Source organism: Phytobacter sp. V91 (assembly GCF_965644225.1).
GTDB lineage: Bacteria > Pseudomonadota > Gammaproteobacteria > Enterobacterales > Enterobacteriaceae > CBFFRJ01.
The window spans coordinates 16,230-30,915 of the sequence record NZ_CBFFRJ010000057.1 but is presented as its reverse complement, the minus strand read 5'-3'; the positions used below and the strand labels follow the sequence as shown (position 1 = coordinate 30,915).

The window sequence follows — 14,686 nt, the reverse complement described above, 5'->3', positions numbered from 1 at the left end:
TCCATAAATTAACCTGCTTTTGATGTTGGATTGAACATATCAAAATCAGGCAATTACACAATTTTATGTACAGGCTCCCTGCGGTCGCTACAAAAACAAAACCCCACGAAAAACGTGGGGTTCGTCAGCAATCTGAACCCACCGTCTGGTGGGTTCTTTGTTTTCAGGTCTTCTTACCGGCCGCTCTTCTGCGCTTATCCAGATCCTTAATCAGCTTGTTCACACTCTCATCACTAAACATCGCTTCAAGAGAGGTGGAGAGCTTGCGCCGCCAGTTTTTATACTGATAGCTGGTGCCGGGAATATTCACCGGCGTTGCCATATTCAGCCAGTCTTCTGGCTGCAAGCCGAGCAGAGCGCTGTTACTGTCGGCAATATAGCGCTGCATTCCGCGATTTAAGACCGATGTCATCGATAACCGCGACGCATGATGGCCGATTTTTTTCGGCAGGCAGCCCCGGGCGTGCAGCGCCGACAGCAGCCCTTGTTTCGCCAGTTCACGATCCTGGAACAATCCGCGCAGCACCTTCTCATCCGGGTAGAGACCGAGGGTTTTACCCAGCGTCAGATCCCCGCTTTCCCAGTAGCCGCGCAGCGTTGGCAAATCATGGGTTGTGGCCACTGCCATGGACTGTTGCGGATACGCTTTCGGCGCACGGAAATTCTTCTCATGATCGCTTTCGAAATAGAACACCTTGTAGGAGTAAACACCGCTGTCGCGCAGTTTGCCGACAATCTCCACGGGCACGGTCCCAAGATCTTCGCCAATCACCATGCACTGGTGGCGCTGGCTTTCCAGCGCGAGGATCGCCAGCAGGTCATCAACCGGATATTGCACATAAGCTCCGTGATCCGCGGTCTCACCGTAGGGGATCCACCACAAGCGCAGCATCGACATCACATGATCAATACGCAGCGCACCGCAGTTTTTCATGTTGGCGCGCAGCAGATCGATAAAGGGCTCATAAGCGCGGGCCGCCATAACATGCGGGTCCATCGGCGGCAGGCCCCAGTTCTGCCCCAGCGGGCCGAGAATATCCGGCGGCGCGCCCACCGACGCTTTCAGGCAGTACAACTCGCGATCGCACCAGGTCTCAGCGCCGCCCTCCGCAACGCCCACCGCCAAATCGCGATACAGTCCAATGGGCATGGAGAAGCCCTGACTGGCCTGCCAGCAATCGGCAAACTGCGCCCAGGCAAGCCATTGCAGCCAGAGATAAAAATTAACCTCATCAGCATGCTCTGAGCAAAATGCGGCGACCTGTGGACTGCCCGTTGAGCGATAACCTTCCGGCCATACCGGCCAGCCCCAGCGCAGCGCATCTTCCTGCACCTGCCTTGCGTGAAGCGCATCAAACGCCGCCTGCCAGTAGAGGCTCTCCCCCTGCTGGTTTACAAAGGTATTAAATGCGTTGCGCGCTTCATCATCGGCTTTGCGACTGGAAAACTGCTTCCAGGCCAGATGCAACGCCGCAAGCTTAAGTGCGGTGACCGTTGAGTAATCAACAAACTCCGCATCACGTGCCAATGCCAGCGATTGCTGCGTCGTCGGCAGCGCCCACCAGGCCTGCGCCTCTTTACTGTTGCGAAAATCCTCCACGGCACTGACGTCGATATAAATCACGTTCAGCCAGCGGCGGGAGGAGGGGCTGTACGGACTGGCGCTCTCCGGGTTCGCCGGGTAAAGCGCATGGATCGGGTTCAGACCGATAAATGCGCCCCCGCGCTTTGCCACATCCGCCAGCATTGCTTTCAGGTCACCGAAATCACCAATACCCCAGTTTTTTTCTGAACGCAGGGTATAAAGCTGGACGCAGGCGCCCCACAGTTTTTGCCCTGCCAGCAATGCCTGAGGCTCATAGCAGCGCCCGGGCGTTACAATCAGCCGGCAGTGCCAGCGCAACTCCCCCTGACTCAGGGTCAGCTGGTGGTAGCCCTGGGGTATTTTTGCCGGCAGGGTTAGGTTCTTCCCTGCTTCAACCTGCCCGCGCAGCTGCAGCCCTTGTTCGGTCGTAATGTGCCAGTCGAACTTACCGCTACCTTCGACAGGCAGCGATTTTCTCTTTCCCTGAGGACACACCAACACATTCGGCACCGGCGTCACCGCAATGGGTGTCGCCGTCGCCTGATGCATGGCCTCCAGCAAACGCCGTTTGGTTTCAGCGCCGATAGACTGTGGCTTGCCATGTGCGTTGATGTAATCCGGGCTAATGCCCGCTGCCAGTGCGGCGCTTTCAAGACGTTTGCTCACCATGCTTTTCCTTAGCGCTTCGCCTGCCAGATACGGGTTTGGTAATCACGAATCGAGCGATCCGAGCTGAACATACCGCAACGGGCAGTGTTTAAAATAGCGGCTCGGGTCCAGGCCTCTTCATCACGATAAAGCACATCAACACGTTTTTGCGCCTCAACATAGGCCGCGAAATCGGCCAGCACCAGATAAGGATCGCCACCCTGTTTGCCGATACTGTGCAGCATCTGATCAAAGGCATGCTTATCACCGTCGCTGTATTTACCGCTCTCCAGCTCCTTGAGCACCGCATCCAGCTGCTTGTCTTTTTTACGCCATTTCAGCGGGTCATAGCCTTTCGCCTTCAGGGCTTTGACCTCTTCGACGGTGTGGCCGAAGATAAAGATATTTTCATCCCCCACCTGCTCTGCGATCTCAACATTTGCCCCATCCAGGGTGCCGACCGTCAGCGCGCCGTTGAGAGCGAGCTTCATATTGCCGGTGCCGGACGCTTCTTTACCGGCGGTAGAAATTTGTTCAGAGACGTCAGCGGCCGGAATCAGGTGTTCTGCGGCTGACACGCAGTAGTCCGGCAGGAAGACCACTTTCAGTTTGTCACCCACCTGCGGATCGTTATTGATGACCTGCGCGACTTTGTTAATGGCGTAAATGATATTTTTCGCCAGGTAATAGCCCGGCGCGGCCTTTGCGCCAAACAGAAATACGCGCGGCACGCGGTCGGCCTGCGGGTCCTGACGGATCTCCTGATACAACGCCACAATATGCAGCAGGTTCAGATGCTGACGTTTGTATTCATGCAGGCGTTTGATTTGAATATCAAAAATCGCATGCGGATTAATTTCAATCCCGGTGCGGGTTTTAACAAATTGCGCGAGCAGATCTTTATTTTGCTGCTTGATAGCGCGGTATTGCGCGCGGAATTTTGCATCGTCGGCAAATTTCTCCAGATTAATAAGCTGATCCAGATCGTTAGCCCATTCTTTTTTCAGCGATTTATCCAGCAGAGCCGCCAGTGCCGGATTGCACTGCTTAATCCAGCGACGTGGCGTAATTCCGTTGGTCACATTGTGGAATTTACCCGGCCACAGCTGGTTATATTCCGGGAACAGGTCTTTAACCACCAAGTCTGAGTGCAGCGCAGCAACACCATTGACGGCAAAGCCGCCCACCACGCACATGTTCGCCATGCGCACCTGTTTGTTATGCACCACGGCGAGTTTCGCCCACACCGCCTCATCGCCCGGCCAGGTTTTCTCCACCAGCAGCTTAAAGCGGTCGTTAATTTGTTTGATGATTTGCATATGGCGCGGCAGCAGCGCTTTCACCAGTTTTTCATCCCAGCACTCCAGCGCTTCCGGCATCAGGGTATGGTTAGTGTAGGCGAAGGTTTTGCTGGTGATTGCCCATGCCTCATCCCAGCTCAGCTGATGCTCATCGAGCAACACGCGTAGCAGCTCAGGAATAGCAATGGTTGGGTGGGTGTCATTCAGCTGGATAACTTCATATTTCGCCAGATCTGCAAGCTTACGCCCGGCCAGATGATGGCGACGCAGAATATCGGCAACAGAGCAGGCGCACTGGAAATACTGCTGCATCAGGCGCAGCTTTTTACCAGCCTGGTGGTTGTCGTTCGGATAAAGCACTTTGGTCAGTTTTTCGGCATCGATCCCCTGTTGCTCGGCACGCAGGAAATCGCCATCGTTGAATCTGGTCAGATCGAACGGATGCGCATGGGTGGCCTGCCACAGGCGTAGCGGTTGCGCCACGCTGTTGCGATAACCCAGCACCGGCAGATCCCAGGCCTCGCCGACAAGGGTGAAACCCGGCACCCAGTGCCCTTCTTTCGTCACTTTCCCGCCAATCCCGACATGAACATCCAGTTGCGCGTTATGGGTAAACCACGGATAGGTGCGGCGATGCCAGTCATCCGGAGCCTCTTTCTGCTGGCCATCTTCAAAGGACTGACGGAACAAACCGTACTGATAGTTGAGTCCATATCCGGTGGCGGACTGGCCAACGGTCGCCATCGAATCAAGGAAGCAGGCAGCCAGACGACCTAAACCGCCATTACCCAGCGCCGGATCGGTCTCTTCTTCCAGCAGGTCGCTTAAGTTCAGCCCCTGCGCCTGTAGCACCTCGCTCACCTCCTGATACCAGCCCAGGTTCAACAGGTTGTTGCCGGTCAGGCGGCCAATCAAAAATTCCATGGAGATATAGTTAACGTGTCGCTGCTGCTTTGCAGGCTTTGCCTGTGGCAGGGCAACCAGCAGTTCAGCCAGTGCGCCGCTGACCGCCTGCCACCACTGGTGGGATGTCATCTCTTGTGCGGCATGCAGACCAAAATGCTGCCACTGGCGAGTCAGGGCCGCCTCAAATTGCGCTTTGTTAAACGTAGGTTTTGACATAGAGAATTCGGGTCCTGTAATTAAAGAAAACAACGTTAGCGCTAGTGTGCCAGGCTCGTTAAACCACGTCCTCATCCTGCCAGGGAATCAACGGGGAGGAGTCGCAGGGATGAGCAAAAAATGTGATCTCTGCCACCTAAAGTTAGCTGCTTTTTTAAACATTATTCAAGCCTTTGCCAGCGATGAATCGGTGCATGCATGCCTGCTTCTGCTGCTGCAAAGCATCAGGATAGCGCCCGGGAATGTCAGAACAATGAAATGTCGTTTCAGGATAAATTAATCTGCGCAACAAACTGCGTTGAAAAAATAATATTTATTTACTGCCAGAGCGATAATTTTTGCTATTTGTGCTGATTGTAAAAATGTATCTAAATAAGGTTATTGAAGCCTTATTTTTCTTACGCTTATTTATCGCCATCCTGACCGTAGCGCCCCACGCGCCCTGTATCGGCGGCCTCCTGGCTGTGGATTATTTATTCATAAGAAAATTAGAAATGTGACATAGTGCAAATTCACAATCGTCAGACCTGGACATAACTTGCAATAATTCCGAATTTATCCGACCTTTATTGCTATTAATTACGAAGCGCAAAAAAAATCGTTTTCCCTTTTTTCCTCACAGTGAAGTGATAATTATGCTGATCCCGTCAAAATTAAGTCGTCCGGTTCGCCTCGACCATACTGTCGTTCGCGATCGCCTGCTGGCGAAACTCTCCGGTGCGAACAATTTTCGTCTGGCGCTCATCACAAGCCCTGCGGGTTATGGTAAAACGACGCTCATTTCTCAGTGGGCGTCAGGTAAAAACGACGTCGGCTGGTTTTCTCTTGATGAAGGCGATAACCAGCAGGAGAGATTTGCCAGCTACTTTATTGCCGCTGTCCAGCAGGCGACGGGTGGCCACTGCGCGAGCAGCGAAGCGATGGCGCAAAAACGCCAGTACGCCAGCCTCTCCTCTCTGTTTGCCCAGCTCTTTATCGAACTGGCGGAATGGCAGCGCGCGCTCTATCTGGTAATCGATGATTATCATCTCATCACCAATCCCGTTATCCATGATGCGATGCGTTTTTTCCTGCGCCATCAGCCAGAAAACCTGACGCTGATTGTGCTGTCACGCACCCTGCCACAGCTCGGCATTGCCAATCTGCGCGTCCGCGAGCAGTTGCTTGAAATCGGCAGCCACCAGCTGGCGTTTAACCACCAGGAAGCAAAACAGTTCTTTGACTGTCGTCTCAGCGCCCCTATTGAAGCCGCCGAAAGCGGTCGCCTGTGCGACGACGTCGCCGGATGGGCCACCGCCCTCCAGCTCATCGCCCTCTCCGTTCGACAGAACCACAGCCCCGCGCACCATTCGGCACGACGTCTGGCGGGGATTAACGCCAGCCACTTGTCGGACTATCTGGTGGATGAAGTGCTGGATAACGTTGACGCCGCCACGCGCCTGTTCTTACTGAAAAGCGCCCTGCTGCGCTCGATGAATGATGCGCTGATAGTGCGTGTTACCGGCGAAGAAAACGGGCAGATGCGACTGGAAGAGATCGAACGACAGGGTCTGTTTTTGCAACGTATGGACGATTCCGGCGAATGGTTTAGCTACCATCCGCTGTTTGGCAGCTTCCTGCGTCAGCGCTGCCAGTGGGAACTGGCCACGGAACTGCCGGAGATCCACCGGGCTGCTGCCGAAAGCTGGATGGCGCAGGGCTTCCCCAGCGAAGCCATCCACCACGCGCTGGCGGCAGGCGACGGCACCATGCTGCGCGATATCCTGCTCCACCATGCCTGGGGGCTGTTTAACCACAGTGAACTCGGTCTGCTGGAAGCGTCGCTCAAGGCGCTCCCCTGGGAAAGTTTGCTGGAAAACCCGCGCCTGGTGCTGTTGCAGGCCTGGCTGATGCAGAGCCAGCATCGCTACAGCGAGGTCAATACTCTGCTCGCGCGCGCCGAGCAGGAGATGACAACACAAATGGATGCCTCGCTGCACGGGGACTTTAACGCCCTGCGCGCCCAGGTCGCCATTAACGACGGCGATACCGTTGAAGCCGAGCGGCTGGCGATGGTGGCGCTTGATGAACTGCCGCTCGCCAACTACTACAGCCGTATTGTGGCGACCTCGGTGCACGGCGAAGTCCTCCACTGCAAAGGCCTTTTGACCAACTCTCTGAGCCTGATGCAGCAGACTGAGCAGATGGCCCGTCGCCATGATGTCTGGCATTACGCCTTGTGGAGCCTTATCCAGCAAAGTGAAATTCTCTTCGCGCAGGGCTTCTTACAGGCCGCGTGGGAAACCCAGGAGAAGGCTTTTGTGCTGGTTCGCGAACAGCACCTTGAGCAGTTGCCGATGCATGAATTTTTGCTGCGCATTCGCGCTCAGCTACTCTGGGCCTGGGCGCGACTGGATGAATCTGAAGCCGCCGCCCGCCAGGGGATGGACGTACTGGTCTCATATCAACCGCAGCAGCAACTGCAATGCCTGGCGCTGGTTGTCCAAAATTCACTCGCCAGAGGCGATCTTGACAATGCCCGCAGTCATTTGCATCGCCTCGAAAATCTGTTGGGTAACGGTCAGTATCACAGCGACTGGGTGTCGAACGCCGATAAAGTCCGGGTAATTTACTGGCAAATGGTCGGGGACAAAAAAGCCGCAACGCAATGGCTGCGACAGACGCCGAAACCCGAGTTTGCCAATAATCACTTCCTGCAGGGCCAGTGGCGTAACATCGCCCGGGCGCAAATCCTGCTTGGCGACGTTGGCCCGGCAGAAATCGTCCTGGAAGAGTTAAACGAGAACGCACGCAGCCTGCGTCTGATGAGCGATCTGAACCGCAATCTGCTGCTGCTCAACCAGCTCTACTGGCAGGCCGGGCGTAAAACCGATGCCCAGCGAGTGTTACTCGAGGCCTTACAGCTTGCCAACCGCACCGGGTTTATCAGCCATTTTGTGATTGAAGGTGAAGCGATGGCGCAGCAGTTGCGTCAGCTTATTCAGCTCAATACCCTGCCCGAACTGGATCAGCATCGCGCTCAGCGCATTTTGCGTGATATCAACCAGCATCATCGCCACAAGTTTGCCCACTTTGACGAGCTCTTTGTTGAGCGCCTGCTCACCCACCCTGACGTACCTGAGCTGATTCGTACCAGCCCGCTGACCCAGCGCGAATGGCAGGTTCTGGGGCTGATCTATTCAGGTTACAGCAACGAGCAAATCGCCGGTGAACTGGCGGTGGCGGCCACCACCATCAAAACGCACATCCGTAATCTGTATCAGAAACTGGGCGTAGCCCACCGCCAGGACGCCGTTCAGCATGCCCAGCAGTTGTTGAAAATGATGGGGTATGGGGTTTAGCGCTTCACCTCGACGAGAAATCCGCCAGCCTGCGGCTCGCAGGCAAATTTTACCGCCAGGAACTGCTCCACAACGGCAATATTGGTCAGCAAATGGGCAGACAGATTTGCCACGGTAAATGCCCCTTCCCCCGCCAGAGCCACTGGTAATATGAGCTGATCGGCGAGGTACTCCCCCACTGCTGCCGGGCTTGCAAGGTAGCTCTTTGCCTGCGCGACCACCTGTGCCGCAACAGCTTCAGCGCTGATACCCTTCTCGCCAAAGGCAACGAAAAGCTCCGTCAGTTGCTCACTCTGGATAGCCAACGAAAGGGTATTGCCAGGACCAACACGATTTTCCAGCGCGATAATGGATTTATCGGCCAGCGTAAAATGCGCAGCCAGCGCCGCCACCTCCCGCTCGCCGACGTGCCAGGGAACCGCTGCCAGCAGAGCCTCAGCGGTCATTTGTACCTGTTCACCCCGCGCGGTCAGTTGCAGCCTTGCCAATTTCGCCACCGGTTTAACGTCGCTAACCACCCTGCCACCACCCGCCGGATAAAAACCATGGCGCAACAGTGTCGTTTTTTGCTCTACTCCCATCCGCGCCAGCAGAGGTTCCCAGACCCGGCAGATAAAGTCCGCGCTGGGCGCGGCCTGGTTGTGGGTTCCACCATGAACTTCGACGCGGGAATCCCCCTTTGCGAACCACAGCGCGGGCAATACGGTTTGCAGGACCAGCATGCAACTGCCTGCGCTGCCAATAGCAAAGCGGTACTCCCCGGCGCGTATTTTCCCGGGGTAAAAACGCAGGTGTTGCGAACCGGGTTCATCACCGCTCACCTGCGCGCCGCAGATTTCCGCAGCCGCCCGCACTGCCGTTAAATGCTGGCGTAGCAGACCTGGTTTCTTGCGGCCTGCACGAATGCCTGTTATTGCAAAGGGTCGTCCGGTTATCATCGATAAACTCAGGGCGGAACGTAAAATTTGCCCGCCACCTTCACCCTGCGCGCCATCCAGCGCAATCACTGTGTCCATGATTTATCCTTTAACGCACACCACCTGACGCAGGGTATGCACAATTTCGACCAGATCCGACTGGGCGCTCATCACCGCTTCAATATCTTTATAGGCCATTGGGATCTCATCGATCACCTCAGCATCTTTACGGCACTCAACATGCGCGGTAGCGCGGATCTGATCCTCAACGCTGAACAATTTCTTCGCTTTGGTACGGCTCATTACGCGCCCGGCGCCATGGCTGCATGAACAGAACGCCTCGGCGTTACCCAGACCACGAACGATGAAACTTTTCGCCCCCATTGAGCCAGGGATAATCCCCAACTGGCCGCGTTGCGCGGAAACCGCCCCTTTACGGGTGACAAAAATCTCTTCGCCAAAGTGGCGTTCCTGCTGCACATAGTTATGGTGACAGTTAATGGCTTCGTTCAGCAGCGTAAAGGGTTTGCTGACAGCTTTTCTCATCGCCGCCAGCACATTTTCCAGCATCGCCTGCCGGTTAGCCAGGGCGTAATCCTGGGCCCAGCTCACCGCACGGACGTAATCGTCAAAATGCTCGCTCCCTTCGGCAAAATAAGCCAGATCGCGCGACGGCAGATTGGCAATATGCTGCTGCATATCCTGCTGCGCCAGCGTAATAAAATGCGTACCGATGGCGTTTCCAATCCCGCGTGAACCAGAGTGCAGCATCACCCAGACCTGCTGTGACTCATCCAGACAGATCTCGATAAAGTGGTTCCCCGTTCCCAGGGTTCCTAAATGTTTATGGTTGTTAGTGTTACGAAAACGGGGATATTTTCCGCTTAGCCACTGAAAACCTAGCTGCAAGGCCGCCCAGCGCGCATCCACATTCTCAGGGGGATTTTCCCAGGCGCCGATATCACGACGGCCACGCCCGGTGGTACGTCCATGGGGGACGGCAGCTTCGATTGCACTCCTGAGTTGCGCAAGGCTATCCGGCAAATCTGCCGCCGTTAAACTGGTACGCAGGGCATTCATTCCACAACCGATATCCACCCCAACCGCCGCAGGAATAATTGCCCCTTTGGTTGGGATCACGCTACCAATGGTTGAACCTTTACCCAAATGCACATCCGGCATGACGGCAATATGATTGAAAATAAAGGGCATTTTTGCCGTATTGATTAACTGCTGACGGGCTTCGTCCTCAACCGGTACGCCTCTGGTCCACATTTTCACCGCGGCATTCTGGGTGGTCATTAATTCATAATTCATTGTCTTTTCTCGTTTTATTATCAGGGTGGCGACAAGTTAGTGACGAATCGTTATCAGTACGCTCTGTCTTATTGAGCTACGGAGGTTTAATCCGGCAGGATTTGCACCTGCAACCTTACTGTCCCATGTAGATCCGTCTGCATTCGCCAAAAAAGGTGGCACGACAAAAAGTGGTGAATCGCCCGCTCTACCACTGAGCTACGGAGTTAACTCCGACAGGATTCGAACCTGCGACAAGGATCGTAAAGGATGTAGATCCACCGGCATTCGTGCCTTCAGTTCCGTACGACAAGTTATGGCCGGGATGGTACGTATCGGGAAAGATGTAATCCCGGCCAGCATTCGTGCGTTACTGAATATTTATGACAGCGCGACGGACTGGATCTCCTCCAGCCAGTGTTCGCTGCCGTAGCGACCGTTAACAAAGTTATCAATCACCGTAAAAACCTCGTCGCTAAAACCACCGACGTTCAAAATATCGTCCTGTTCCTTCGCCTGAGTGGTGCCGTAAGGCAACAGATCAATACATACCAGTCTGGCGCGGGGATAACGTTTTTTTAACGCCGCCCAGCACTCCATGGTGGCCGTCGAACCACGGCGTGAGCTATCCATCCATGATTCGTTATCCGACACCATAATCACCAGATCCACCGGCGTGCGCTCCTTAAGCAATCGGCGCAGAGGGGCAGAACAGTTCGTTCCCCCGCCCCCAATGGACGCCAGCTTGCGGGCGTTGCACATCACCGACTGCCGGGGATCAAGCGCAACATTCACCACGTCGCATTCGAACGGCAGCACGCGAGCCGCAGGGTGATTGCGCAATACGGCGGCGGCAATTAAACCGGCAACATCAATACAACGGATCTTGCTGCTGGCCCCCTTGCGTCCTCCGGTTACAGGCGTGTGCATCGAGCCTGAAACATCCGGGCAGACCACCACATTGCCGTCGAATCGCGGCAAATTCGCCAGGGCGTATTCCATCGCCTGTTGTAAAGCATTGCCAATCATCTCCGGCACATTGCTTTGCAGGTTGCTCCATGCGGCCAGCAGCTGGTACGGATAGACTTTCGACTGACGCACCTTAAGAGGATCCGACAGCCGTTTCGCCACATCGTTGGCCACCTGCTCATTTTCAAACACCCCGTGACGCGCAAGCGTGTTCAAATTCATACGCAGGCTTTGCCAGCTCATCAGCTGCGCAAGCTTTGTCCACTGCGCGGTGCTCAGGGGGCTGTTGGTCAGTAATAAAAACGGCACATCAGGTAACTGGCTTTCCTGATGATTTTCACGAAACGCCAGCAGCGCGCGCGTTTTTTCCGGCAACTGCTTTTTATCCACCGGCTTATTCAGCAGCCAGGCAAAAAAAGCGTCCTGCCACACGGCCTGCGGGCGGGGGTGAACCATCTTTACCATGTCCGCAAGCGTTGGCGCGTTACCCACCGAAGCCTGTAACAGGCGCTCTTCGCTGGCATTCTGCAACCAGCGTTGAATCAGTTTCTTAGGCCGCGTCCCCAAAGAGCGTCGACCCGTCACGCCGCTACGCAGTATCTGTACGAAGTTACGCAACATACGACCGTTATCGATCGTGCGGGCAAATACCAGAGGTAACAGCGCTGAACCGCGCGCCGCCAGGATCGCCGTCAGCAAGGCGGGCATATCTTTCATCATCCCACGCTCACGGCCATAAATGGCCAGCTGCGCCAGAAACAGATCGTCCTGATCTTTTGCGGCTTCCAGCACATCATTCAGTTGCGCCTGGGCGCTGGCATAAAAGGTTTCATTCATGCAGCCCGTCATCACTATCTGCGCCAGCTTATGGCGCGGCGTAAAACTAAAGGCCGGCGCCTGTTGCTGGTTGCGGGTATCGGCCTGCGGTACTCCACGTAACAATGAGCGGAACAAAAGTGGATTCGCCATATGTTTATCCATTTCCGTTAATTTCTATATCAGTGTTACTGCAACCTGCGTGCCAGAAATGAAATAAGAAGTTATTTAATTGATTTTTATAGAAAAAAATAATTTCACTTCATCAGAAAGCAAAAAACGGCTGCACCGATACAATGAAAATACGATAATTAAATATCGTTATTTATATGGATTTCTAAAATGCGAAAGACGGTGGCGTTTGGATTTGTCGGTACGGTACTGGACTATGCGGGTCGTAATAGTCAACGCTGGGATAAATGGCGTCCTTCGCTGTGCCTCTGCCAGCAGGAGACGCTGGTTGTCCACCGTTACGAATTACTCTATGACGCCCGCTCACGCTCGTTGTTTGAAACCTTAAAACAGGACATCGCCAGCGTTTCGCCAGAAACCGAGGTGGTGGGTGTTGAAATATCGCTTCGTAATCCGTGGGATTTCGAAGAGGTTTATGCCTGCCTGCACGATTTTGCCCGCAGCCATACATTTTCCCCGGAAGATGAAGACTATCTGGTGCATATCACCACCGGGACGCATGTCGCCCAAATCTGCTGGTTCTTACTGGCAGAAGCCCGCTATCTACCGGCACGGCTGGTGCAAACGTCACCGCCACGGAAAAAGGATAAATTGCACAGCCCGGGCGAGGTGACCATCATCGACCTCGATCTCAGCCGCTATAACGCCATTGCGACCCGTTTTGCCCAGGAGCGGGAAGAGACCCTCAATTTCCTGAAATCCGGCATTGAGACGCGTAACGAACGTTTTAACCGGATGATTGAACATATTGAGCGCGTTGCGATCCGTTCCCGCTCGCCTGTTTTGCTCAATGGCCCAACCGGTGCGGGCAAATCGTTTCTGGCCCGCCGAATCTATGAACTTAAGCTGTCCCGCCACCAGTTCAGCGGCCCCTTTGTGGAAGTGAACTGCGCCACCCTGCGCGGGGATACGGCGATGTCCGCACTTTTTGGCCACGTTAAAGGCGCCTTTACTGGCGCAAGAGAAGAGCGCGCGGGTCTGCTGCGTAGCGCCGATGGCGGCATGCTGTTTCTCGATGAAGTTGGGGAGCTTGGCGCTGATGAGCAGGCGATGCTGCTGAAGGCCATTGAAGAGAAACGCTTTTATCCCTTTGGTAGCGACCAGCAGGTCAGCAGTGATTTTCAGTTGATTGCCGGTACGGTCCGCGATCTCCGTCAACTGGTGGCTGAGGGAAAATTTCGTGAAGATTTATACGCACGTATCAACCTCTGGACCTTTGAACTCCCGGGACTGCGCCAGCGCCATGAGGATATCGAGCCCAATCTTGATTACGAGCTTGAACGCCATACGGCGCTAACGGGCGACAGCACACGTTTTAACACCGAAGCACGGCGCGCCTGGCTAACTTTCGCAACATCACCTCAGGCACTCTGGAGCGGTAATTTCCGCGAGCTTTCCGCCAGCGTCACCCGCATGGCGACCCTTGCCGATAACGGGCGTATCACCCTGGAGACAGTTAAAGATGAAATTGAGCGTTTACAATACAGCTGGGGAGCCGAGCGGCCCTCAATGCTCGAAGGCATACCCGGTATAGCGCCCGCCGCGCTGGATCTGTTTGATCGTATGCAACTGGAGAATGTGATTAGCGTCTGCCGCCAGGCAAAATCACTGTCTGATGCCGGGCGGCAGCTATTCGATATTTCACGTCAGGGTAAAACCACCGTCAACGATGCAGACAGGCTACGCAAGTATCTGGCCCGTTTCGGTCTGAGCTGGGAAACCTTACAGCATCAACACAGCTCAAGCTGAATGTTATTGCTGGTGAGCACCTGCATCACGCCAGCAGGTGGCGGCACGTCAGTGTAGACCGTATCCACCATGCTGATGCTGCCCATATTGACCATCGCGTTGCGGCCAAACTTCGAGTGATCCACCACCAGCATCACGTGGCGGGAGTTTTCAATGATCGCCCGCTTGGTCCGCACTTCATGGTAGTCAAATTCCAGCAGCGAACCGTCGGCATCTATGCCGCTGATCCCCAGAATGCCGAAATCGAGGCGGAACTGAGAAATAAAATCCAGGGTGGCTTCGCCCACAATACCGCCGTCCCGACTGCGTAATTCCCCGCCCGCCAGAATGACGCGGAAATCCTCTTTTTTGAGCAGCGTATTGGCCACATTGAGGTTGTTAGTCACCACCCGCAAATTGTTGTGATCGAGCAGGGCATGAGCGACAGCTTCAGGGGTCGTGCCAATATCGATAAATAACGTCGCCCCGTCAGGGATCTGGCTGGCGACCTTACGTGCAATGCGCTCTTTTTCCGCCGTCTGCGTCGCTTTACGATCGTGCCATGACGTATTCACCGAACTCGAAGGCAGCGCCGCGCCGCCATGGTGACGTAAGATCTTATTTTGATCCGCCAGGTCGTTGAGATCGCGACGAATAGTCTGCGGGCTAACCGCGAATTGTTCTACCAGTTCTTCCGTGCTGACATATCCCTGTAGCTTCACCAGTTCAATGATCGCGTCATGACGTTGTGTTTGTTTCATGAATTGTCTC

The 14,686-nt window shown here is 54.8% G+C and carries 8 protein-coding genes; 2 read left to right on the top strand and 6 right to left on the bottom strand.

Annotation, left to right across the window (positions count from 1 at the left end):
* Positions 1-163: 163 nt before the first annotated feature.
* Both malQ and malP read right to left on the bottom strand, forming a co-directional pair.
* The gene (gene malQ / locus ACSZO4_RS13330) at positions 164-2,254 is read right to left on the bottom strand and encodes a 4-alpha-glucanotransferase (protein WP_437889454.1); all 2,091 of its coding nucleotides are present in this window, start codon (positions 2,252-2,254) and stop codon (positions 164-166) included.
* Positions 2,255-2,262: 8 nt separating this feature from the next.
* Positions 2,263-4,656, bottom strand: a complete 2,394-nt coding sequence (malP, locus tag ACSZO4_RS13325; RefSeq protein ID WP_437889453.1) for a maltodextrin phosphorylase — start codon at positions 4,654-4,656, stop codon at positions 2,263-2,265.
* A gap of 635 nt (positions 4,657-5,291) precedes the next feature.
* Between malP and malT the strand changes: the two genes are divergently transcribed.
* Positions 5,292-7,997: an HTH-type transcriptional regulator MalT gene (gene malT, locus ACSZO4_RS13320; protein ID WP_437889452.1), complete on the top strand. Its 2,706-nt coding sequence runs from the start codon at positions 5,292-5,294 to the stop codon at positions 7,995-7,997.
* Here the strand turns inward: malT and rtcA are convergent.
* From rtcA to ACSZO4_RS13305, 3 genes are all read right to left on the bottom strand, one after another.
* Positions 7,994-9,013, bottom strand: a complete 1,020-nt coding sequence (rtcA, locus tag ACSZO4_RS13315) for an RNA 3'-terminal phosphate cyclase (RefSeq protein ID WP_437889451.1) — start codon at positions 9,011-9,013, stop codon at positions 7,994-7,996. The genes malT and rtcA overlap by 4 nt on opposite strands.
* Before the next feature lie 3 nt (positions 9,014-9,016).
* The gene (locus ACSZO4_RS13310) at positions 9,017-10,231 is read right to left on the bottom strand and encodes an RtcB family protein (protein WP_437889450.1); all 1,215 of its coding nucleotides are present in this window, start codon (positions 10,229-10,231) and stop codon (positions 9,017-9,019) included.
* A gap of 360 nt (positions 10,232-10,591) precedes the next feature.
* Positions 10,592-12,148 (bottom strand): vWA domain-containing protein, encoded by a 1,557-nt coding sequence (locus ACSZO4_RS13305; RefSeq protein WP_437889449.1) that lies wholly within the window; start codon positions 12,146-12,148, stop codon positions 10,592-10,594.
* Positions 12,149-12,337: 189 nt separating this feature from the next.
* Here ACSZO4_RS13305 and rtcR point away from each other — a divergent pair, with 189 nt between their 5' ends.
* On the top strand, positions 12,338-13,936 hold the full coding sequence (gene rtcR / locus ACSZO4_RS13300) for an RNA repair transcriptional activator RtcR (protein ID WP_437889448.1): 1,599 nt from the start codon (positions 12,338-12,340) through the stop codon (positions 13,934-13,936).
* Here the strand turns inward: rtcR and ACSZO4_RS13295 are convergent.
* Positions 13,918-14,676 carry a DeoR/GlpR family transcriptional regulator gene (locus ACSZO4_RS13295; protein ID WP_437889447.1) on the bottom strand — a complete coding sequence of 253 codons (759 nt, stop codon included), beginning with the start codon at positions 14,674-14,676 and terminating at the stop codon, positions 13,918-13,920. The genes rtcR and ACSZO4_RS13295 overlap by 19 nt on opposite strands.
* Between the last annotated feature and the right edge of the window lie 10 nt (positions 14,677-14,686).

What these genes read in the sequence shown, in the direction of transcription:
- ACSZO4_RS13295 (WP_437889447.1), bottom strand. Translation starts at nt 14,676, where the DNA reads ATGAAACAAACACAACGTCATGACGCGATCATTGAACTGGTGAAGCTA.
- malP (WP_437889453.1), bottom strand. Translation starts at nt 4,656, where the DNA reads ATGTCAAAACCTACGTTTAACAAAGCGCAATTTGAGGCGGCCCTGACT.
- rtcR (WP_437889448.1), top strand. Translation starts at nt 12,338, where the DNA reads ATGCGAAAGACGGTGGCGTTTGGATTTGTCGGTACGGTACTGGACTAT.
- ACSZO4_RS13305 (WP_437889449.1), bottom strand. Translation starts at nt 12,148, where the DNA reads ATGGCGAATCCACTTTTGTTCCGCTCATTGTTACGTGGAGTACCGCAG.
- ACSZO4_RS13310 (WP_437889450.1), bottom strand. Translation starts at nt 10,231, where the DNA reads ATGAATTATGAATTAATGACCACCCAGAATGCCGCGGTGAAAATGTGG.
- malT (WP_437889452.1), top strand. Translation starts at nt 5,292, where the DNA reads ATGCTGATCCCGTCAAAATTAAGTCGTCCGGTTCGCCTCGACCATACT.
- malQ (WP_437889454.1), bottom strand. Translation starts at nt 2,254, where the DNA reads ATGGTGAGCAAACGTCTTGAAAGCGCCGCACTGGCAGCGGGCATTAGC.
- rtcA (WP_437889451.1), bottom strand. Translation starts at nt 9,013, where the DNA reads ATGGACACAGTGATTGCGCTGGATGGCGCGCAGGGTGAAGGTGGCGGG.